The sequence below is a fragment of the Acinetobacter sp. SwsAc2 genome (assembly GCF_013391465.1).
In the GTDB taxonomy this organism is placed as follows: domain Bacteria; phylum Pseudomonadota; class Gammaproteobacteria; order Pseudomonadales; family Moraxellaceae; genus Acinetobacter; species Acinetobacter johnsonii.
Genome location: NZ_JACBEZ010000004.1, coordinates 85,359 through 105,609 on the forward strand (window position 1 = coordinate 85,359; position 20,251 = coordinate 105,609).

The 20,251-nt window shown below is 41.3% G+C and carries 16 protein-coding genes and 1 pseudogene; 10 read left to right on the forward strand and 7 right to left on the reverse strand.

Annotation, left to right across the window (positions count from 1 at the left end):
- Nucleotides 1-36: 36 nt before the first annotated feature.
- Entirely contained in the window at nucleotides 37-828 is a 792-nt protein-coding gene (locus HYI04_RS03325; protein WP_010326929.1) for a pseudouridine synthase, read from the reverse strand.
- 197 nt (nucleotides 829-1,025) lie between these two features.
- Here HYI04_RS03325 and icd point away from each other — a divergent pair, with 197 nt between their 5' ends.
- The 3 genes from icd (at nucleotide 1,026) to HYI04_RS03340 (ending at nucleotide 3,638) form a co-directional block, all read left to right on the forward strand.
- Nucleotides 1,026-2,279, forward strand: a complete 1,254-nt coding sequence (gene icd, locus HYI04_RS03330) for an NADP-dependent isocitrate dehydrogenase (protein ID WP_010326897.1) — start codon at nucleotides 1,026-1,028, stop codon at nucleotides 2,277-2,279.
- A gap of 283 nt (nucleotides 2,280-2,562) precedes the next feature.
- Nucleotides 2,563-2,736 carry a hypothetical protein gene (locus tag HYI04_RS03335; protein WP_004696738.1) on the forward strand — a complete coding sequence of 58 codons (174 nt, stop codon included), beginning with the start codon at nucleotides 2,563-2,565 and terminating at the stop codon, nucleotides 2,734-2,736.
- 350 nt (nucleotides 2,737-3,086) lie between these two features.
- Entirely contained in the window at nucleotides 3,087-3,638 is a 552-nt protein-coding gene (locus HYI04_RS03340) for a M23 family metallopeptidase (RefSeq protein WP_029575042.1), read from the forward strand.
- Nucleotides 3,639-3,857: 219 nt separating this feature from the next.
- Here the strand turns inward: HYI04_RS03340 and HYI04_RS03345 are convergent, their stop codons facing one another.
- On the reverse strand, nucleotides 3,858-5,060 hold the full coding sequence (locus HYI04_RS03345; RefSeq protein ID WP_029575041.1) for a YbfB/YjiJ family MFS transporter: 1,203 nt from the start codon (nucleotides 5,058-5,060) through the stop codon (nucleotides 3,858-3,860).
- A 108-nt stretch (nucleotides 5,061-5,168) separates the two neighbouring features.
- On the reverse strand, nucleotides 5,169-5,774 hold the full coding sequence (locus tag HYI04_RS03350; protein WP_010326894.1) for a flavin reductase family protein: 606 nt from the start codon (nucleotides 5,772-5,774) through the stop codon (nucleotides 5,169-5,171).
- 159 nt (nucleotides 5,775-5,933) lie between these two features.
- On the opposite strand from HYI04_RS03350, the gene HYI04_RS03355 reads away from it, so the two are divergent.
- From HYI04_RS03355 to HYI04_RS03365, 3 genes and pseudogenes are all read left to right on the forward strand, one after another.
- On the forward strand, nucleotides 5,934-7,322 hold the full coding sequence (locus tag HYI04_RS03355) for an L-cystine transporter (protein ID WP_010326893.1): 1,389 nt from the start codon (nucleotides 5,934-5,936) through the stop codon (nucleotides 7,320-7,322).
- A 152-nt stretch (nucleotides 7,323-7,474) separates the two neighbouring features.
- Nucleotides 7,475-8,302, forward strand: a complete 828-nt coding sequence (locus tag HYI04_RS03360; protein WP_010326892.1) for a PhzF family phenazine biosynthesis protein — start codon at nucleotides 7,475-7,477, stop codon at nucleotides 8,300-8,302.
- 146 nt (nucleotides 8,303-8,448) lie between these two features.
- Nucleotides 8,449-11,226: pseudogene (locus tag HYI04_RS03365) on the forward strand (M16 family metallopeptidase).
- Between the two features lie 92 nt (nucleotides 11,227-11,318).
- Here HYI04_RS03365 and HYI04_RS03370 read toward each other — a convergent pair.
- Together HYI04_RS03370 and HYI04_RS03375 are read right to left on the reverse strand one after the other, a co-directional pair.
- Nucleotides 11,319-12,383 (reverse strand): amidohydrolase, encoded by a 1,065-nt coding sequence (locus HYI04_RS03370; protein ID WP_178895836.1) that lies wholly within the window; start codon nucleotides 12,381-12,383, stop codon nucleotides 11,319-11,321.
- A 121-nt stretch (nucleotides 12,384-12,504) separates the two neighbouring features.
- A complete protein-coding gene (locus HYI04_RS03375) occupies nucleotides 12,505-12,900 on the reverse strand; it encodes a DUF3144 domain-containing protein (RefSeq protein ID WP_004696747.1) in 396 nt (131 codons plus the stop codon).
- 113 nt (nucleotides 12,901-13,013) lie between these two features.
- Here HYI04_RS03375 and HYI04_RS03380 point away from each other — a divergent pair, with 113 nt between their 5' ends.
- Nucleotides 13,014-13,646, forward strand: coding sequence for a hypothetical protein (locus HYI04_RS03380; RefSeq protein ID WP_178895837.1), 633 nt, complete (start codon nucleotides 13,014-13,016; stop codon nucleotides 13,644-13,646).
- A gap of 70 nt (nucleotides 13,647-13,716) precedes the next feature.
- Here HYI04_RS03380 and HYI04_RS03385 read toward each other — a convergent pair whose 3' ends face one another.
- On the reverse strand, nucleotides 13,717-15,180 hold the full coding sequence (locus tag HYI04_RS03385; RefSeq protein WP_010326890.1) for a CHAD domain-containing protein: 1,464 nt from the start codon (nucleotides 15,178-15,180) through the stop codon (nucleotides 13,717-13,719).
- A 402-nt stretch (nucleotides 15,181-15,582) separates the two neighbouring features.
- Complete coding sequence (locus HYI04_RS03390; protein ID WP_010326889.1) at nucleotides 15,583-17,043, reverse strand: CYTH domain-containing protein; 1,461 nt, start codon at nucleotides 17,041-17,043, stop codon at nucleotides 15,583-15,585.
- A 286-nt stretch (nucleotides 17,044-17,329) separates the two neighbouring features.
- On the opposite strand from HYI04_RS03390, the gene HYI04_RS03395 reads away from it, so the two are divergent.
- The 3 genes from HYI04_RS03395 to hemL all read left to right on the forward strand — a co-directional run bounded on the left by HYI04_RS03395 (nucleotide 17,330) and on the right by hemL (nucleotide 20,196).
- Nucleotides 17,330-17,713, forward strand: coding sequence for a DUF962 domain-containing protein (locus HYI04_RS03395; protein ID WP_005401111.1), 384 nt, complete (start codon nucleotides 17,330-17,332; stop codon nucleotides 17,711-17,713).
- 521 nt (nucleotides 17,714-18,234) lie between these two features.
- Nucleotides 18,235-18,855 carry a thiamine phosphate synthase gene (gene thiE / locus HYI04_RS03400; protein ID WP_010326888.1) on the forward strand — a complete coding sequence of 207 codons (621 nt, stop codon included), beginning with the start codon at nucleotides 18,235-18,237 and terminating at the stop codon, nucleotides 18,853-18,855.
- A 42-nt stretch (nucleotides 18,856-18,897) separates the two neighbouring features.
- Nucleotides 18,898-20,196 (forward strand): glutamate-1-semialdehyde 2,1-aminomutase, encoded by a 1,299-nt coding sequence (gene hemL, locus HYI04_RS03405; protein ID WP_005401113.1) that lies wholly within the window; start codon nucleotides 18,898-18,900, stop codon nucleotides 20,194-20,196.
- Nucleotides 20,197-20,251 lie beyond the last annotated feature (55 nt).

Genomic DNA, 20,251 nt, shown 5'->3' on the forward strand with positions numbered 1-20,251 from the left:
AAAGCCCACTTTCGTGGGCTTTAAAATACTTAATTTTTAACGACCATTATTACGTCCGCGACCACGTGGTGCTTTCGTATTTGGACGAGTAGTACCATTGGTTTTACGCTTTGGTTTCTCACTATCATCCATTTGCCAAATACGCTTTGTACCTGACTTTTTCACAGAACCATCTTTGTTCTTACGAACCATAGGCTTACCACCTGTACCACCCGGTTTTTTCACATAAGAGCGCGAACGGTAAGGTTCTTCCGCAGGAATGTTTTGAAAGTCAGGGTATAAAAGGGGTTCGATTTCTTTAGATTCACCTGGTTGTAAACCCATTTGAACCAAATCAATTGCACCAATTTTAGTACGGATTAAACGTAAAGTAGGAAAACCTACAGCAGCAGTCATGCGACGTACTTGACGGTTACGGCCTTCACAAATTGAAATTTCGACCCAAGAAGTCGGCACAGACGCACGAAAACGTACAGGAGGATCTCGCTCCCATAACCACTCAGGTTGTTCAACTTTAGATGCTTCAGCAGGCAAAGTCATACCATCTTTCAGTTCCACGCCTTTACGCAACTGCTTCAGCGCTTCTTCAGTGACATCACCATCGACCTGAACCAAATACGTTTTAAATTTTTTATTGGCAGGGTTGGTGATGTATTGGTTCAAACCACCATGATCGGTTAAAAATACCAAGCCTTCAGAGTCCATATCCAAACGACCAGCCAAGCGCAAAGTAGAGTCGCTGACAAAGTCAGACATCGTCATATGTGCTTCATCTTTACGGAACTGGGAGAGGACGTCATAGGGCTTATTCAGGATGACGATTTTCATAGTCAATAACTTCTGTAATTACATAAAATAAGAAATATCAAGATTTATTTAATAGAGAAATGTAGTTATTTCTCGTATAAATCTCAAAAACAGCGGAATTCGATTAAGCTATTATGCGATAAGAAGAGTGGAAAGTATTGTCTATCGGCAATTATTTTTTAAATTTGCCAATTATAATAAAAGGGAGCGCCTGCAAAATGGGTTATCAGAAGATCATCGTTCCTGCGGATGGTAGTAAAATTACCGTAAACGCAGATTTATCCTTAAATGTTCCAAATCAACCGATTATTCCTTTTATTGAAGGCGATGGTATTGGTGTCGACATTACACCAGCCATGAAAACTGTAGTAGATGCTGCAGTACAAAAAGCATATGGCGGTAAACGCTCGATTGAGTGGATGGAAGTTTACTGCGGTGAAAAAGCCAATAAAATTTATGGCTCCTATATGCCAGAAGAAACTTTTGATGCGCTACGCGAGTTTGTGGTTTCAATTAAAGGCCCTTTAACCACACCTGTCGGTGGGGGCATTCGTTCTTTGAACGTGGCGCTACGCCAAGAATTAGATTTGTACGTTTGTGTACGTCCTGTACGTTGGTTTGAAGGGGTACCATCACCTGTTCAGCATCCTGAACTGACCGATATGGTTATTTTCCGTGAAAACTCAGAAGATATTTATGCTGGAATTGAGTGGAAAGCCGATTCTCCTGAAGCGAAGAAAGTGATTAAGTTTCTCAAAGAAGAAATGGGCGTGACTAAAATCCGATTTGAAGATAACTGTGGTATTGGGATTAAGCCCGTATCGAAAGAGGGAACGCAGCGTCTTGTGCGTAAAGCGATTCAATTTGCGATTGATAATGATAAGCCGAGTGTGACCTTGGTTCACAAAGGCAATATCATGAAATATACCGAAGGGGCATTTAAAGAGTGGGGCTATGAACTTGCGATGGACCGTTTCGGTGGTAAGCTCATTGATGGCGGGCCATGGGTAAAAATTAAAAACCCAAAAAATGGTAAAGACATCATCATTAAAGATGTGATTGCCGATGCATTCTTGCAGCAGATTTTAATGCGTCCTGCGGACTATTCAGTGATTGCAACTTTAAACCTGAATGGTGACTATATTTCTGATGCATTGGCTGCAGAAGTTGGAGGGATTGGTATTGCGCCGGGTGCGAATATTGGTGGGGCGATTTCTGTTTATGAAGCCACGCACGGAACAGCGCCAAAATATGCCGGTCAAGATAAAGTCAACCCAGGCTCTATTATTCTTTCTGCTGAAATGATGCTACGGGACATGGGCTGGGTAGAGGCGGCAGATTTGATCATTAAGGGGATTTCAGGGGCAATTGAGGCGAAAACAGTCACTTATGATTTTGAGCGATTAATGCCGAATGCAACCTTATTGCGTTGTTCGGAGTTTGGAGAGGCTATCATTGCAAATATGGAATAAGTTTTAAGCTGAATTGGTAGAAGCCCGCACATACTGCGGGTTTTCTTTTGTTGTGTTGAAAATAGCTCTGGAAATAGGTTTGCAATGTAAAACTAGGTTAAAGGATTTGTGCTTTCAGTGAGTATAGGTAAGGTTAAATAAAAAGGAGAGTTGATTCTTAACCACAATTTATATATGTAATTACAATGAAGTACTTTGATACAGCTTATAGCTTGGGTTTTTAGCTGAGTGATGTATGGTGGTCTTTGTCGAATGTTACGGCAGATGATAAAGGAGTAGTCTCATGGCTAATCAACAAAATCAACAGCAGAACAATCAGCAGCAACGTCAACAACAACCAAATCAACCACAAGAACAACCAGACCAGCAACAACAGCAACAACAACCCAAACCAAATCAAGGTCAGCAAAAACAGCCGAATCAAAACCAACCGAACCCAGATCAGCAACAACGCTAGGCGTATTGCTATTTCATGAACGAATGTTAAAGGCATTTCAAGGAAGAATCGATCAAAGGGAGTTGAACCAAAGGAGGACCCTATGTCGAATAATGTTGTGAAAACATTAAAACAGAAGATCAAAGCACGTTTAAAAAAGATCTCTAAGCATCAGTCTAAGCTGAAAGCCTTAGAGAAAAAACTGAAGAAGCGTAAGTAGTTTTACGTGGTTTATTCGAAGCAAAGCCCTCATTTTATATGAGGGCTTTGCCGTTACATATATAAGATATCTTTCAATATATGAGGCATTTAGTATGAAAAGGTAACTTTATCTTATTTTAATATCTAAAAATTAGCTGAGTAGTTGAATCATGTCTCGTTTAGTTCTGAGTGGAGCTATTTTAAGTACAAGTCTGTTGATGAGTGGATGTCAGCCATCCGTTTCGGGTGAAGCAGCAGGTTTGAGTTATCCATATTTATATTGGCAGTTATATAAGACGCCTTTAGAGAAAAACTTAAATGTGCCTGTACAAGGTGTAAGTCATAAGCACATACAGGACACTTGGTGGGCTGCACGTGGTCAGGGCCGAAAACATCAAGGTATTGATATCTTCGCTAAACGTGGTACACCTGTCTTAAGTGCTACATCAGGCATTGTCTTGGATGTCGGCATCAATAGTTTAGGTGGACAAGTGGTATGGGTAATGGGACCAAACTTAAGCCGTCATTACTATGCACATTTAGATGCTTATGCGCCTAATATTCAAACGGGTGATTGGGTTGAAGTGGGAGAAGTATTGGGCTATGTCGGGAACACCGGCAATGCCAAGAATACGCCACCACATTTGCACTATGGAATTTATAGGACTGGGAAAGGAGCTGTGAATCCTTATCCGTATTTAACTTTAAATGCATCGAAATAACCGAGCTTTGATCTACAGATGTAAAAGTTCGAATGCGTGAATTGTATTGGTGATAGAAGGTCCCTCAATTGGGTTCTTTTCTTATACTTGCACAGTACATTTGTATTATTTAGAGGTAAGTTAAAAATATCACAGGTATTTAACATGGACGGCCTTCTATAACGGAACCTACTAACCTAAGTAGGTTACCTCTTTTTCGATTTCCTTCTATGTGAAGGATTAAAAGGCCTCTTTTTTAGTTGTTGGATTGGAGGTGGATGTCCTACGGGTAAAGTAAAATAGTTGCAATGTTCCTAAACCGAGGACTCCCGCAGCAAGCATAAACTGAAAGTGATATGACCAACCCAAATGCTGTAAGGTACTAAAACTTAAACCACCGACCAGTTGTACCGTTGCAAAGCTGAGTGTCGCCATACTCCACAGTTTTTTATAGGCCAAGCCGTAGAGTTGTAAGATGGTGTAGGAGGTGAGAAAGACTACCGCAGGGTTCAGTAGACCTGTGAGAAATGAAGACAGGAGCGTAAATACAGGCGAAAAACTCAGAACCGCAATAAAAACTGCCGCAATATAGACACTGTATAGAATCTTTAAAGCCAGAAAGTTACCAAATTTACGTGCTAAAGCATAAGCTGTCGCTGCACCTAGAGCGCTGCCTAAGCCATATAAAATCCAGTTAAAATTGATCCAATATAAATTCAGCGTTAAAACATGGCTTAAATAATCAATCCAAAACAAAGAATGGGGAATATAGGCAAAGGCGCTGCAGGCATAAACAATGAGTAAGCTATAGTAAGTTTTATTCACTGTATGAGTCTGGGGCTGGCTTGTAGGGATACTGTGCAGTTGCTTTTGGAAAGGACGAACAAGTATCCATAATAACCACGTAATGACAAATGCAAAGCCACAGAGAATGAACCATGCGCTACTGATTGCAATACGGTCTAAATACGGCATAAACAGCGTGGCTGCCAATACACCAATTCCTATTCCACTAAATCCAATCAGATTAATTTTAAAACGGTGCTGTAACTCACTGCACTGTGCCACAATACTGGGTGATAGAATCATCAGCAAACCGCCGCCGATACCTGAAATGATGCGCCACACCAAATACCAAACTTCGTTAAAATGCGAAAATGCACAGGCAAACAGGCTGATTGAACCAAAGAGCGCAGCAAAAATGATATAGATCGGCATTTTTGCATTTTGTGGCAACTTCATCGCCCAAAATGCGCCGATCAGATAACCCAGCAGATTAGCGCTACCGAGTAAGCTGGCGAAATTGTGTGACCATTCATAGGCTTCGCGTGTGGACGGCAGTAGCGCGGTATAAGAAAAACGTAAGATGCCAATTCCCAAGCACATACTCAGGCAGAGAAAGAGACTCAGTTGTACGGTGCTTGAGAACGTCCTGTTCATCATAATTTGACTATTTGTTTAAAAAATACACTTGAACTATAAGATGAAATTTACAATAAAACAATCGGGTGATGTCCACCTTTAGTCGAGCGGAGTAAAGGCGCAGTCAATTTAATCAGTATCTTTGAGTTGATTGATATCCACTGCATCACCAATGGTATAAAAGTGTCCGCCTGCAACATGATGGATGCTTTTCCATTCATCTGCGGCTTCATGGTAGTACCAATGGCCATCTCTAAAAACCCGATCATCTGCATAAGCTGCAATGACTTTGCCAATAAACAAGTCATGCTGTTGCTGATTATGTGGTTCAGGAATGAGTTCACACAGAATCCATGCGCTACAGCCTTCAACCACTGGAATTGGGCTGTGACCAAACTGAAAAAGGTCGACCCCACACTGACGTAACTTTTCAGGAGCATCATATTGACTGATCATGCCTAGTGCGTAGACCATTTTCAGCTGTTTAAGTGTAGGGACTTGCAGCGCAAACAAACCCGATTTTTCAATAATGCTGCGGGTTTTTGTCGATTTATCGAGTACCACCGTCACTTTGGCTGGGCTAAACTCTAGGGCGCATGCCCAAGCCGCGGCCATGACATCGGTGCTTTCATCATCTTGACTGGAAACCAGCACGGTTGGGCCGTGGTTGAGTAGCCGATATGCTTTTTCTAAAGGTACGGGCAGAATGTGAGGATTAAGCAGAGATTGATTCATATAAAAGAACACTTTAACAGCCGTTTAAATGCTTTATACCACATTCTAAAACTGCCAATTCAGTCTAAATTTGTACATTCAGCGTGGAATATGGCGCAAAACAGTAAGCCCGTTTAAATTTTGATTTATAATTATGACAGCATCATTTAGGGAAACAGTATGAATATCCCCTTAATCGTCAATGTCATCATTTTTATTGCATTGCTTTTTTTACTGGGCCGAACCCGTAAAACCGATTGGAGTTTAGCGAAGAAGGTACTGGCAGGTCTCTGTCTCGGTATTGTTTTTGGTCTCGCTTTACATGGGTTTTATGGTACGCATTCGCCTGTACTACAAGAGTCGGTACAGTGGTTTAATTTGGTCGGTAAAGGCTATGTCAAACTACTACAAATGGTGGTGATGCCTTTGGTATTTGTTTCCATTTTAGGCGCTGTGATTAAGCTGCACGATGCGGGTTCATTGGGTAAAATTAGTTTTATCAGTATTGGGACTTTGTTATTTACCACAGCGATTGCTGCATTTGTCGGTGTGGTGGTGACCAATCTGTTTGGCTTAACTGCGGCAGGTTTAGTGCAAGGGACACAAGAAACTGAACGTTTAAATACGATTCAAACTGACTATGTCGGGCAAGTGGCTGACTTGCAAGTGCCTGATTTATTTCTGTCATTTATTCCGAGCAATCCTTTTGCCGAGCTGACTGGGGCACATCCAACCTCCATTATTAGCGTAGTCATTTTTGCAGTGTTTTTAGGCATTGCAGGCTTGAACCTCATGAAAGCGGATGCTGAGAAAGGGCAAAAGCTGTTGTCTGCAATTGACATCTTGCAAGCGTGGGTCATGAAGTTGGTGCGTCTCATTATGATGCTCACTCCTTATGGTGTGTTCGCACTCATGACCAATATTGTGGCCAACTCTAAAATGGTGGACATCTTAAACTTAGGTGGCTTCTTGGTTGCGTCTTATATCGGTTTGGCGATTATGTTTATCGTGCACGCCGTGATTTTGGCGCTCACAGGCGTGAACCCAATTCAGTTCTTTAAAAAGGTTTGGCCTGTGCTGACCTTTGCGTTTACCAGCCGTTCAAGTGCTGCCAGTATTCCTTTAAATATTGAAGCGCAAACACGACGTCTGGGCGTACCTGAGTCGATTGCCAGCTTTTCAGCATCATTTGGTACGACCATTGGGCAAAATGGCTGTGCGGGGCTGTATCCTGCGATGTTGGCTGTTATGGTTGCACCGACAGTGGGTATTAATCCGCTCGATCCAATTTGGATTTTGACTTTAGTTTGTGTCGTGACCTTGAGCTCGATTGGGGTGGCGGGTGTAGGTGGTGGAGCAACATTTGCAGCACTGATTGTCCTGCCGATGCTGGGCTTGCCTGTGACTTTGGTTGCACTGCTTATTTCAATTGAGCCTTTAATTGATATGGGGCGTACGGCTTTGAATGTGAATGGTTCTATGACTGCAGGTGTTGTGACCAGTCAAGTCTTAGGTCAAACGGATAAGCGTATTTTTGAGCAAGACAATGTGGACTTAAAAGAAGTCTAAGCTGAGAAATATATAGCTTATGAACTGAAAAGAAGCCTATCTTCATGATTAGGCTTCTTTTTATTGGGCGTGTATCCATAAATGACTAAAAACTGTATCTACTTTTTTACTCAGTTTTTTGCAAAATAAAGCCTCAATTTAGGAGAAAAACGATGAAAATGTATCAAGTCGATGCCTTTACAACTGAATTATTCAAAGGTAATCCTGCCGCTGTGATTGTGCGTGATGAATGGTTAGCAGTAGATTTGATGCAGAATATTGCCTTGGAAAATAATTTGGCAGAAACGGCTTTTGTGAAAGTGATTGATGCTGAAAACTATGAAATTCGCTGGTTCACTCCTCAGGTTGAAGTGGACTTTTGTGGGCACGCGACTTTAGCCAGTAGTTTCGTCCTATTTCGGGATTATACCGATGCCAAACGTATCCAGTTTCATGTAAAAGACTTGGGTGTTTTTATCATTGATCAAGATGTTGACGGTAAGATTCATATGAATTTTCCAATTCGAGCACCGCAAAAGTTAGAAGACTATCCTGCGGAAATTCATGAATTGGTCGATTGTGAAATTAAAGAAGTCTATTTAAACCCACAGGCTTATATTTTAGTGTGTGAGTCTGAGCAGGCCGTTAAGGATGCCAAACCGAACTTGGACAAAATTCGTCAACTGGCAGAAAAGCATAAAGTCAGTACTGCGATTACCGCTGAAAACTTGGATGTTACCCTGACCTCAACATCTCAAGACTATGACTATATCGCGCGTTATTTCGCACCGCATAAAGGCATCAATGAAGACCCAGTGACAGGCTCCATGCATACAGGTCTTGCACCACTATGGGCGGAGAAGTTGGGTAAAACCTCATTGATTGCCTATCAGGCATCGAGCCGTGGAGGATTGCTTTACTGCGATCTTCAGTCTGAAACACGGATCCAAATCTCAGGCTATGCCAAGTTATATATGACGGCTGAACTTTACTTAGATTAAGTTGTAATTCTTTTAAATTAAAACTGCTGGTGAAAAATAAGCATTGATTAAAATGCTATTTTTCACCAAATTACTATAAAAATAATTTCACTTTCCTCTATGATGTTGAGAATCATTCATATTTTGTCGAATTATTTGGAAAAATAATGTTAATGCGTTTTAAAACATTGAGTTTGTCGGTATTGCTACTTGGCTTTGGGGGCACAGTATGGGCACAACCCGTATTGGTAAAATCGGAACAGAAAATTGAAGAATATAAATTAGATAACGGTTTACGTATTATTCTTGCGCCAAACGATAAAGAAAATAAAGTGTATATGAACATGGTCTATTTGACTGGTTCATTGAACGACCCAAAAGGTAAGGGCGGTTTAGCGCACCTATTGGAACACTTAGCGTTCAAGGGGACTAAAAATGTTCCAGGGGACGAGTTTCAACGCCGTTTAGATCAATACGGTTTAATGAATAATGCCAGCACGGACTATTATTCAACCAAATATATTAATGTGGTTCGTCCTGAACAAAATGCAATTAATGAGCTAATTCATCTTGAAGCAGAGCGTATGGACGGTTTGGTGCTCCAAGAAAAATATGTACCATCTGAAATCGCGATTGTAAAACGCGAGCGTGAAGTCCGTATGGATCAGCCTTTTTCAGTGCTCATGGATCAGATGTGGAAGTCCGCTTATGGTAATCAATATTTAGGGCGTTTACCGATTGGTGATTTAAATGAGTTACAGTCAATCAAAATGGCTGAGCTGAATAAGTTTTATCGTGACTGGTATGCACCGAATAATGCGGTGTTTGTCATTTCGGGCAAGTTTGACCAAGCTGCTGTACTGAAGCAGATAGATGAAAAGTTTAGTGCGATTAAAGCGCGTGCTGTGCCTGCGAAAGTCAAAGTGCCTGTCTTAGATGCCAGTAAGATTAAAGATCGTCAGTTTGTGGTGAAAAAGGGCAGTAACTTAGCCAAATATAATATCTACCTGAATGGTAAAAACGAGAACATTAAGACCGCGTTGGCGGTGTCACCGTATTTATACACCATGCAACCCAGTGGGCATTTGTACCAAAGCATTGTAGAAACGGGAACGGCGACAGCTGTTCAGTCGACCACATGGTTAGACCAAGATTTTAATATGGTGTTTATGGGCGCAGTTTATGCCCCCAACCATGATGTGAAGAAAGTCGAGTCGGCTTTGGTTACTGGTGTAGAAAAAACACCAAGCTTCAATGAGGTTGAGCTCAACCGTGTGAAGAGTATGATTAAAAATGCACAAGAAAGCATGTTCAGCAGTGCAACGGCAGTCGGTGGCATGCTCAGTGACTATGTGGTTTCTGCCAATGGTGATTGGACACAATACTTTAAAGATCAGCAACAATTACAACAGCTCAGCGTTACTGATGTGAACCAACGTTTAGATGACTTTTTAGTGCCTGAGCATCGTATTTCAGGCACTATTTTACCGACCCCAGAAGATCAGAAAAAAGCACTTGAACAAGCGGCAGCAGCGACCCCAGCAAAAACTTTAGACCAACAAGCCGTTGCTGAAGAACCATTGAAAGATGTCAGTGCGTATAAGGCAGAAGTGGCTGGATACGTAAAAAGCTCAAAGCAATATTTAGAAAGTGCTGAAAAACAAATTCAGCGTGGCAAGTTAAAAAATGGTATGCAATATGCGCTGTACCCAAGTACCACGCGTGATGATAAGACTTATGCCACCATTTCGATTGATTTTGGTACTGCAGAAAGTCTGTTTAATAAAGCAGAGTTATTAGATCTTACCTCTTATTTACTGCTCAGAGCTTCAACTCAATATAGTTTGCAAGATATTGCCGATCACTCGATCGATGCGGGTGGTGGAGCAAGTGCCTCAAGTAATGGTAACGGCATCAATATTTCAATCGTGGCAAAGAAAGAAAAGTTTGATGAATTTTTTAACTTCGTGATAGATGTACTTAAAAATCCAACCTTTGAACAAAGCCAGTTTGATTTGATTAAGTCACAAAGCTTAGCAAGTCTAGATCGACCGTATACAGAACCTGAAACTGTAGCAGCTTTAACCATTGCTCGTTTACTTGAAACTTATCCAATAGGGGATATTCGACATCACTTCGAACCTGAATATGTCAAGAAGCAGTATCAGGCCGCAACACAAGGACAGGTGAAACAGCTGTATCAGCAGTTCTTTGCGATGAATCATGCACAAATTTCGGTAACGGGCGTGATTGATACGAAAAAGATGAAAAAGACTTTAAATCAGGCTTTTGCAAACTGGAATTCGGCAGCGCCTTATCAGCGGATTACTTCTGACTTTACTGCATATAAAGCGCAGCGTGTACATGCACTGTCAGAGCAGCGTGAGTTTGGTAGCTATCAGAGCATTATGACGTTCCCTGTGGGTACATACCACCCAGATGCACCTGCTTTACAGGTACTCGAGCACATTTTAGGTGAGTCGCAGTTATCTTCTCGTTTGGCACAAGAGCTACGTGAAAAGAATGCCTTGGTCTATGGTTTTGGTAGTAGTATTTCGCTGGATGACTGGACGGAGTCAGGAGCGCTGACGATTGATGCGAACTATAGCGCAGGCAAATAGGCTCAAGTGTCTCAAGCGGTGTATAAAGTGTTGAATGAGTTACTGGCAAAAGGCGTTACTGAACAGGAAGTGGAAGCTGCCAAGGCTGATATTTTGAAAAAGCGTGTGACTGCACTTGAAGATAGTCGCAATATCCATCGCATGTTGATTCCTCAAATGAAGCGTAATCGTACTTTACTGGATCGCGAACAGCGTGATTTAGCATTAGCAAAAATTAGTAAAGCCGATGTTGATGCGGTGATTCAGAAGTATATTAAGCTGGATCAGTTGGTTGAAGTGATGGCTGACCAATATGGCAAAGCGCAACCAGCGCTGAAAAAGTAAAGATTTCAGTTTTCATCTAAAAAGAACCCCTCAAAATTGAGAGGTTCTTTTTGTCATAGGTTTGATAAATTAGTTTTCTTATTTTTTCTCAATTAAAGCCGATAAAACTGTTTGGCATTGTGATGGAAGACGCGCTCTACAGCATCAGGGTCATAGGCTGCGACAACATCACTAAAGGCATCGATAATATTCACCAACGATGTACTGACCGAATCCATCGGAAAGTTAGAGGCAAACATCACCCGATAGGTGCCAAAACAGGCGAGGGCATGTGTAATCATGGGATGTGCAAGGTCAAAGACTTCTTGTTTAGACGCCAGTCGACCTTCTTTATGAAAGCGATGTCCCAATACAGGCATGAAGAGCCCTGACATTTTGGTATAGACATTTGGACAACTGGCGAGTTCTGCTAAGTCGTCCTTCCAACGGAAGAAAATATTTTCCCGCGCCGTTTGTGTTATCCCTGTATTTGCACCAATTGGGCCAAATAAACCTGCGGGTGTACCCAAATGATCTAACACAATGGAGGTTTCAGGGAACTGCTTGGCTAGATAAATTACATCTTCAAGCTGTGTGGAATAAACCCAAGCATCAAAACTCAAGTTGTATTGGGACAATACTTCGAAGCCTTTGAGAAATTTTTTATTGCGATATAAGTGAGGCTCATCTGTCCACGCATGGATTGCTTTGTCTTCATGAAAAGACGCCATTTTACGAATACCACGAAAGTGTGGTGAAGCTTTATGGTGTAATTTTAGGATCTTTTTAAAGTTACGATCACGTGGATCAGCTGTTGCGACAATGCCACCCAATTTGACGGTATCTACCCCAAAAGCTAAAGACTCGATAAACTGAGTTTCCTCAACCACACCTTTGCCTTTGCTGTGATGCCAACTGGCTTCAACATGTACCACTTGTTCGACTGTGTATGGGCCAGTATCGAGTTTATAGTCTTGGGGCAAATAAGGACGTGTAATATGACGGGTTAGACCGATGGTTTCAATCAGGTCTTTAGGTTTCACCAAACGAACCATTTTGTCCAAAAGCTTAGGATGCTTACCTAATAATTTGACTGCCAAAGCCGCTGCATGTGGCGTGTTATAGGGGTCCCACTGGTGGATGTGTGGATCGATGAGTGCAAAGTCCAAATGCTGCATGTTCTTCCCTAAGTCATATTCCTTAGCGATTACCTTACTGTAAATTGAGGTGTTGCAACATTGTATTTCGTTTCAAATATAACGAAATGAAAAAAGCCTGCGCAAGGCAGGCTTTGATTGATCAGTGATCGTGTTTGTGGTCATGCTTATTGGCATGAAATTCTTCGTTATGACGGAAACGAAGGTAGTTTTCAAACTGTTCACAGTATTCGTCATAGTTGTCTTCAAGCATCATTTGGAACTGCTGCAAAATATAAGACATCACTTGCTCTTTGGCATCACGCATTTCATCGCCATCTTTAAAGTTGTTGGCTGCCACCCACGTGTTAAAACGGGCTGTACCAAACAACATCGCAGCACTCACTTGGCCACGTATTTCGGCAGGTTTCACTTGTGAACCTTTTTCAGTGCGACAAAAATCGTTGGCTTGCTTAATAAATTCATCTGCACGTTCAAAAAAAGCAGCATTCAACGCTTCTTCTTCGGTTACATCTGTTGCTTCAATCTTCTGAACCATGAACTTGTCCTAAAATACATAAATAACTCAGACTGCATTATAGGCAAAGCCTTGCAGAAACTAAACCTTTGCCTTAATCTAAAAATAGCCTAAGCAGTAAAAAGAGAATATCCATGCAAGACGCGATTGCGGTACAAAGTTTAAAAAGTGATATTGCCTTATTGCGTCAAAACATTTGGCCACCACAAAATTTAGCCAATGTCGAAGGCTTACCGATCTATTACGGAACGAAAACAGAGGTTGAGGATTACTACCGTCAGTGGACGGGTTTGATTGAGCGGGCACAAGACTTGTTCCAACCTTTTATGGAAGATGAAGTGTTGGATGCAATTCATTTACCTAGTCATTTGAACTTACCGCTGTTTTATTTTCACGTCGATCGTATTCGGATCAATAAAACCCGCGCCAAAGAGTCTAAAAGTTTTCGTGGCATTGCGAGCCTAATCGAAAAATGTGGGCAGTTTGAACCCGAGCAAGTCCAAGCCATGAGCGCTTGGTTGGACAGCGATGATAACGCAGCCTTGGTTGCGCATAGGGAATTTATTGACCTCAGAACCTATGTGTTTCAGCATGGGCAGAGTGAATATACCCGTACCCGATTTTATGTAAATGGTATCGTGTTAAGTACCGAAGCACACTTTGAACTGGTCGATGCACGAGACAAACCACGTAAGCAGCGGAGTGATAGCTATAACGACCCCTTAGCAGATAACAATACGTGGAAAGTGTACGGAAAGTATCGTTAACTTAGGTGTAGACAGGGAATTCACCTATAGAAGAACTTTTCGCTACTGATGGATATTTTGATTTAAAAAACTATTTCAACGGTTTGGTTTGACTAAACTGCATCATCTGTTGTTCAACCAATTTGAGCATTCTATTTTTTTCCGCGGCGATCCATCCTGTGGCAAAACTATAAGCGGCTTCTGGTTCAGGGGCTTGTTGAAACAAGGCATCTGCAACCACCAAATCATTATAGTGCCCTAGGCTTTCCTGAACTGCTTTGAGTTTTTTTAAATAGGTTTTTAATGCTTTTGCATCGAGTAAAGACGCCACAAACTCAATGCTATAACGCAGTTGTTTGACTTGTTTACGAACGCGGTGTTTTTCCTCATCTTCAAGCTGGCTAAAGTGCTCGGCATGTGCGCATATTTTATGGTGTAAAGACTGTATCACTTTGAGCGCATGTTTTTTCAGTTTGGTTTTTGAAGGCGAATCTAGTTCTTGCTCTGTAAATAAAATTAATTCAAGCCAAAGTTGCGTCGTTTCTGGTTGTCGGAATAGAGCACAGACATCAGTGATAGCCTCTGTACTTGGTGGAAGATAGTCTAATGGATAACCTGCCTCAATTAGCTGAGGAAGTAAATCCTCGTTCAGCGCATCGATATCACGTGTTCCACCTAAGGCTTGAAAAATAGTGGTGAGTTCCGCTTTCCAGTGTGGTTGAATGTCGTCCGACCATGCAGCAAAACTTTTCAGTGCACTACGCAAGCGGCGAATCGCCACGCGGGCTTGGTGTATATGCTCACTGGAGTACTGCTGTCGAGCAATTGAACTGGCATTGGGAAGTAAGTGCTGTAGGCAATTGGCCAGTATGTTTTGTAGAGCCTCAACTTCGCTTGAACTTCTGTTCAATACAAGAGGTGTTTGATACTGCGCAGGAAAGTAACTTTGCTGACGAACGGCCTGAAGGCCATAGTCTGACTTGCTATGTGTGTCGAGACTCAGTTGGTATTTTTGAATCCAAGCTTGTATAAATGCGATCAGATCTTCTATCGATCCTTGTTTTAATTCAAATTCGATTTCGAAAATATCTACACTGCTTTGTTCTTTAAAAATTTTGCCAATATCGAGAGCAATTTCAACTGTAATACTTCCAACATCCTGCAAAACGCGTAAACGTTGGATCTTGGTTTCAAAGAGCAATTCAAGGGTTGGAAGTGGAAGCCCCAAAGCGCGTTTTAATTTTTTGTAGATAGCGGAATAATCTTTTTTATAGTTATCTAAGTCGAGTGTAGTCGTCTCAGGTGGCTCTATATCAAATTCAAGTTCAAAGCGACCCAATGCTTTTGCGGTATCTACTGCTTTGAAGGTTTGTTTCCATTCATCATTTTCCTGCCGACGTCGAATCGCGATGCAATGCTTAGCAAGCGTTTGATCGGCTGTATCAAAGTATTGGGCTGCTAAATGAATCGGCTCAGCCTTGAGCAGTGTAAAAGCTTTTTGCAATGCCTTACGCTTCTTAACTGGAACTTGAAACTTAAACTCAATCTCTTGCATAGCCCTGACTCATGACAACCTACGTTTTACTATATGCTAAATTGAGTAAAAAAAGACCAGCTTTGAATAGGTATAAGCTAAAAGAGCAGAAATAGTGTGCTAGATGTCACTTTTAAAATGAAGATGATGGTTAGAAATATGCAGAGTTAATAAGTACAGATGGTTACATCGAAGTGATAATAAACCTACATTGAGTAGGAATGTATAGGCTTACTTTTTAAGAATAAAAATGAATATAAAGCCTGTATTGTTCTGATAATAGGCCGCTTTGTCATAGATAAATTAGTGGTTTGAAGCGACCGACTACGATTTTTTATCGTGCATGATTTTGGGTCTTGTCAGACCTTATAGAGAGTCGATAGCAGTCATGTATTTAACATGACTGCTATCATATACAGTGCGTTATTTTAAGAATTTACGGCTAACTAAGAACTGTTCTGTCGCTTCTAAAAGTTTATCGGCATAAACTTCAAGCTTTGCCGTGAGCCAGCCCAAAACAAACCAATCACTGGCTTCTAACTCTGTTTGTTGAATGTACGCAGCAGAAGTCGCTAAGATTTGATATTCATGTGCGGCTTGTTGTGCATCGTTTAACGCTTTACTGTATTTCTGCAAATTTTTCACATCATAAATTGACGTTAAAATAGGAAAGCTAAACTTCAGTTCCTTAATTTTCTGCGCCACAACATCTAAACTTTCAAAGTGGCTAATATCGGCAGCATTTAAGCTTTCTTGTAGCTGTCGATATTGGTTTTGTAGGGTGTTGTGTGCATAGGTTTTTAAATCTTGCTTTTGCACTTGATCATGTGAGCTTAAACTAAAGGTCAATAATTCAAGATAATGATGTACGTTCTGCGTCGATTTAACTAAATTTCCAAGCTTTTCTTGAGCATATAAAATGTCTTTGGCAAGATTTTCTGTAGTGGTTGGATTCTGAAGAAAAGCGCCTAGGGTGCTTTGCATATGCTGCAAATGTTGTAAATGATCAAACTGATGTTTGAATGCGGCAAGTTGCATCGCCCATTTATCAGAAATATTGCTATTCCAGTCTTTAAATAAGGCTAGTGTTAGTTGTAGGTGTTCTAAAGCAGTTTGTGCTTGATCAATATGGCTTTGCTCAGCAACACCTGCCGAAATTGCGGCAATATTCGGCAGTAAATGCTGCATTTGCTGACCAATCAATAAACTCAGGTTATGTGCTGCACTTTCTTTTTTCGATAAGACAAACTCTTTTTCAAAACGTGCTGGACTTACGGTTTGCTCAAGTGCCAGTAGATTACCCATTTCGGCTTTGCTGCGGACATCTAACCACAGTTGATACTTCTTCACCCATTCAAAACTAAAAGCCAAAAGCGACTGAGCAGAGCCTGATTTAAGTTCAAACTCTACCTCATGGATGGTATGTTCTCGACCAGATGCACGAACCACACCAACATCCAAACAGACTTCAATTTCAGCATCTTCAAACTCAATGACGCGATAGGTACGTTGGATGTCCGTTTCAAAGGTGAGCTTTAACGCAGCTGCATCTGAGGCTAAAGCTTGGGTTAAAATCTGTTGAGCCTCTGGAATAGCTTCATAAATGCTTAAGTCCAGTTCAGGAGATGACTCTAACTCACCCAAATTATGATTATGTTCAAAACGGTGTAAATGACTTTTACCTGCGGCTTTGAGTGTTTGAATCCAGCAAGTGCCTTCAAGACGCTGACGCAAAGCAGCGCCGTGTTGAGCCAAAAGGCGATCAGGCGTATCAAAATACTTGGCTTGAAGTTGAATCGTTTCAGATTTTTTAGGATCTAAAGCTTTAAGAAGGGCGGTACGTCGTGCTTCGCTAATCTGAAATTTTAATTCAATTTCAACCATGAAAAATTCCTAATTTGAGGGGCTAGGTCAGTGCCAAGCCTTTATGTATTTAGATGCATGATCTGTAGTTTGTTTTTATGTGCGCTAAAGGCACACCAATGGACCACTGGATTGTAGCGAAAAAGAGATAGTATGTAAGACTTGACGACAGAATAAAACAAAGTTGCAGTGCGAGATTGATCAAAAAACAATTCTGTTTTTAGTGGATGCGCGACCAGAGGCGATTGCACTTTGCAGATTGCATATTTTCAGCTATGTTGGTAAAAAACCATCAGGATGATGACAGATGAATGCTCAGGTTGAACCGAAACAGGAACACGATGCTGAACCTAATTTTCAATTGCCGATTAAGGACTATCACCAGTTTTATCGTTTTTATCTAACAGAGCACCGCAACATCATGAGTCGTCGGCTACACGTCGCGGGCAGTTCAATTGGACTGTACTTTTTCTCTAAAGCCATACTTAAACGCAAGCCGCGTTATTTTATATACGGCTTAGTCTCTGGCTATGCCTGTGCGTGGGTAGGTCATTTTGTTTTTGAAAAAAATAAGCCAGCCAGTTTTAAACAGCCTTTGTATAGTTTTATTTCTGACTGGCGCATGTTTTCCGATGTTTTACGTGGAAATTTAAGCTTACAAGATCGTGCTTTGGATAAAATTCCAAGTTAGTGAAGCACTTTGTGACTTCATTATGAAAGTTTTATGAAAAGCTTGAAACTAACAGTTGCAAAGTATGAGTTAATGTTCTAATAATGAGGTCGTTGATTGTATTTTCATCAAATAATATATAAGTGCTTTGAACTTTAAAGTGCTTTTAGTTTTCCAAGCCTAGAGCGACCTTCTCTAGGCTTTTTTTATGTGGATTTTAAATAATAAAATATGCGGCTTTTTAGCTTTTATGATGTTGTTCAAACACCACTGGTTTAAAAAGCTAAAAAGCCGTATCAGATCGCTGAGTGTCTCTTATTCTTGTTATAAAGTTGTTATTTTTATTTTATTCTTGTTGCTTTCTGTATCCATTAAACTGCGAAAGCGGTGGGGCGACTATCACTGAAAATAGGTATTTTTACATAGCCTGAGCTTGGTCGCGGGATTTTTGTGCAAAGCAAAGCATTTTCAGTTCCAATTCATTAAAGCATCAGTCGCCTTTGGCTTTATAATAGAATGACATAACCCAAAGGTAGAGTTAAATGCGCGGTTTATATTTAATTACAAATGATGATCCTTTAGAGCTACTTTTGGCTAAATTAGAAGGTGCAATGGCAACACGTGAAGTTGCCATTTTGCAGTATCGCCGTAAAAAAGTACCCAAAGAAGAACAGGCTTACGAAGTCGAGTATATGAAAGCGATGTGCGCTGAGTATCGTGTTCCTTTTGTGATCAACGATGACTTAGAAATGGCCGTTAAATACGGTGTTGGTGTACATTTAGGGCAAGGTGATGGCGAAGTTGCCGAAGCTGTTGCACGTCTGCCAAAAGATGCGGTGATTGGTCGTACGTGTTTGAACTCGATTGAGCTGGCTGAAAAGGCGATTGCCGAAGGTGCAACATACGTTGCTTTTGGTGCAATTTACGCAACTGAGACCAAGCCAGAAGCTGGCAATATTGGCTTAGAGACTTTAAAAGAAGCCAAAGCCAAATTGAATGTGCCGATTTGTGCGATTGGTGGCTTAACAGTTGAAAATTCAAGTGAAGTGATCGATGCTGGTGCCGACCTTTGCGCAGTGATTAGTGATATATTAGGGCTATCAATGTCTGCGATTCCTGATCGTATAGAACAGTGGGCTGATTTATTTGCATCTAAAGCTTAAGCGTTTTTAGATGTTTTTTTATTTTTTGAGTTGAGTAACTTCATGAGCTTATCTCCAAAGCAAGAACAATTGTTTAAACAAGCAAGCAAACATATTCCGGGTGGTGTGAACTCACCTGTACGTGCATTTAATAGCGTAGGCGGAACGCCTGTCTTTATTGAAAAGGCGCAAGGTGCATACTTGTACGATGTGGATGGTAAGCGCTATGTAGACTATGTGGGCTCATGGGGACCAATGATTTTAGGTCATGCTCATCCTGAAATTATTAAAGCAGTTCAAAATGCTGCTGTGGATGGTTTAAGCTTCGGTGCGCCTACCGTACATGAAACAACTTTAGCCGACATTATTTGCGAAATTATGCCGTCAATTGAGCTGGTTCGTATGACCAACTCAGGTACTGAAGCAACCATGACAGCCATTCGTCTTGCACGTGGTTATACAGGTCGTGACAAGATTGTAAAATTTGAAGGCTGTTACCACGGTCACTCAGATTCACTGTTGGTCAAAGCAGGTTCAGGTTTGTTAACCAGCGGTGAAGGCGAAGCGACTTCAGCCGGTGTTCCTGCCGATTTTGCCAAACACACACTGACTCTTCCATATAACGATATAGCCACTTTAAAAGAGTGCTTTGCAAAGTTTGGTTCGGAGATTGCAGGGGTGATTGTGGAGCCTGTGGCAGGGAACATGAACCTAGTCAAACCAATCGAAGGCTTCTTACAAGCGATTCGTAATGTATGTGATGAACATGGTTCTGTTTTTATCATTGATGAAGTGATGACTGGTTTCCGTGTTGGATTGGGTGGTGCGCAAGCTCACTATGGCGTGACTCCTGATTTAACCACCTTGGGTAAAATTATTGGTGCAGGCTTACCCGTGGGTGCTTTTGGTGGGAAACGAGAAGTGATGGAGTGTATTGCGCCACTGGGCAAAGTTTACCAAGCTGGAACACTGTCGGGGAATCCACTTGCAATGCGCGCAGGGATTGAGATGTTTAAACACCTGCGCCAAGATGGTTTTTATGAAAAATTGACAGCGCAGCTAGAAAAACTGCTTGTGGGTTTACAAGCCGCAGCTGATGAAGCGGGAATTGCTTTTAAAACGCAACAAGTCGGCGGTATGTTTGGTTTGTACTTTACCGATCAAGAAGACATTACCAGCTTCGACTCAATGCTGAAGTGTGATATCGATGCATTCCGTAAGTTCTTCCACGGTATGTTAGACCGTGGTGTGAACCTTGCGCCATCTGCGTTTGAAGCTGGCTTTATTTCAGCTGCCCATTCTGATGAAGATATAGAATTTACGCTGCAAGCAGCGAAAGAAGTTTTTGCAAGCATGAAGTAAGTATTTGTCCTTGCTAAAAAGCCCATCTCATTTGATGGGCTTTTTTTATGATGGG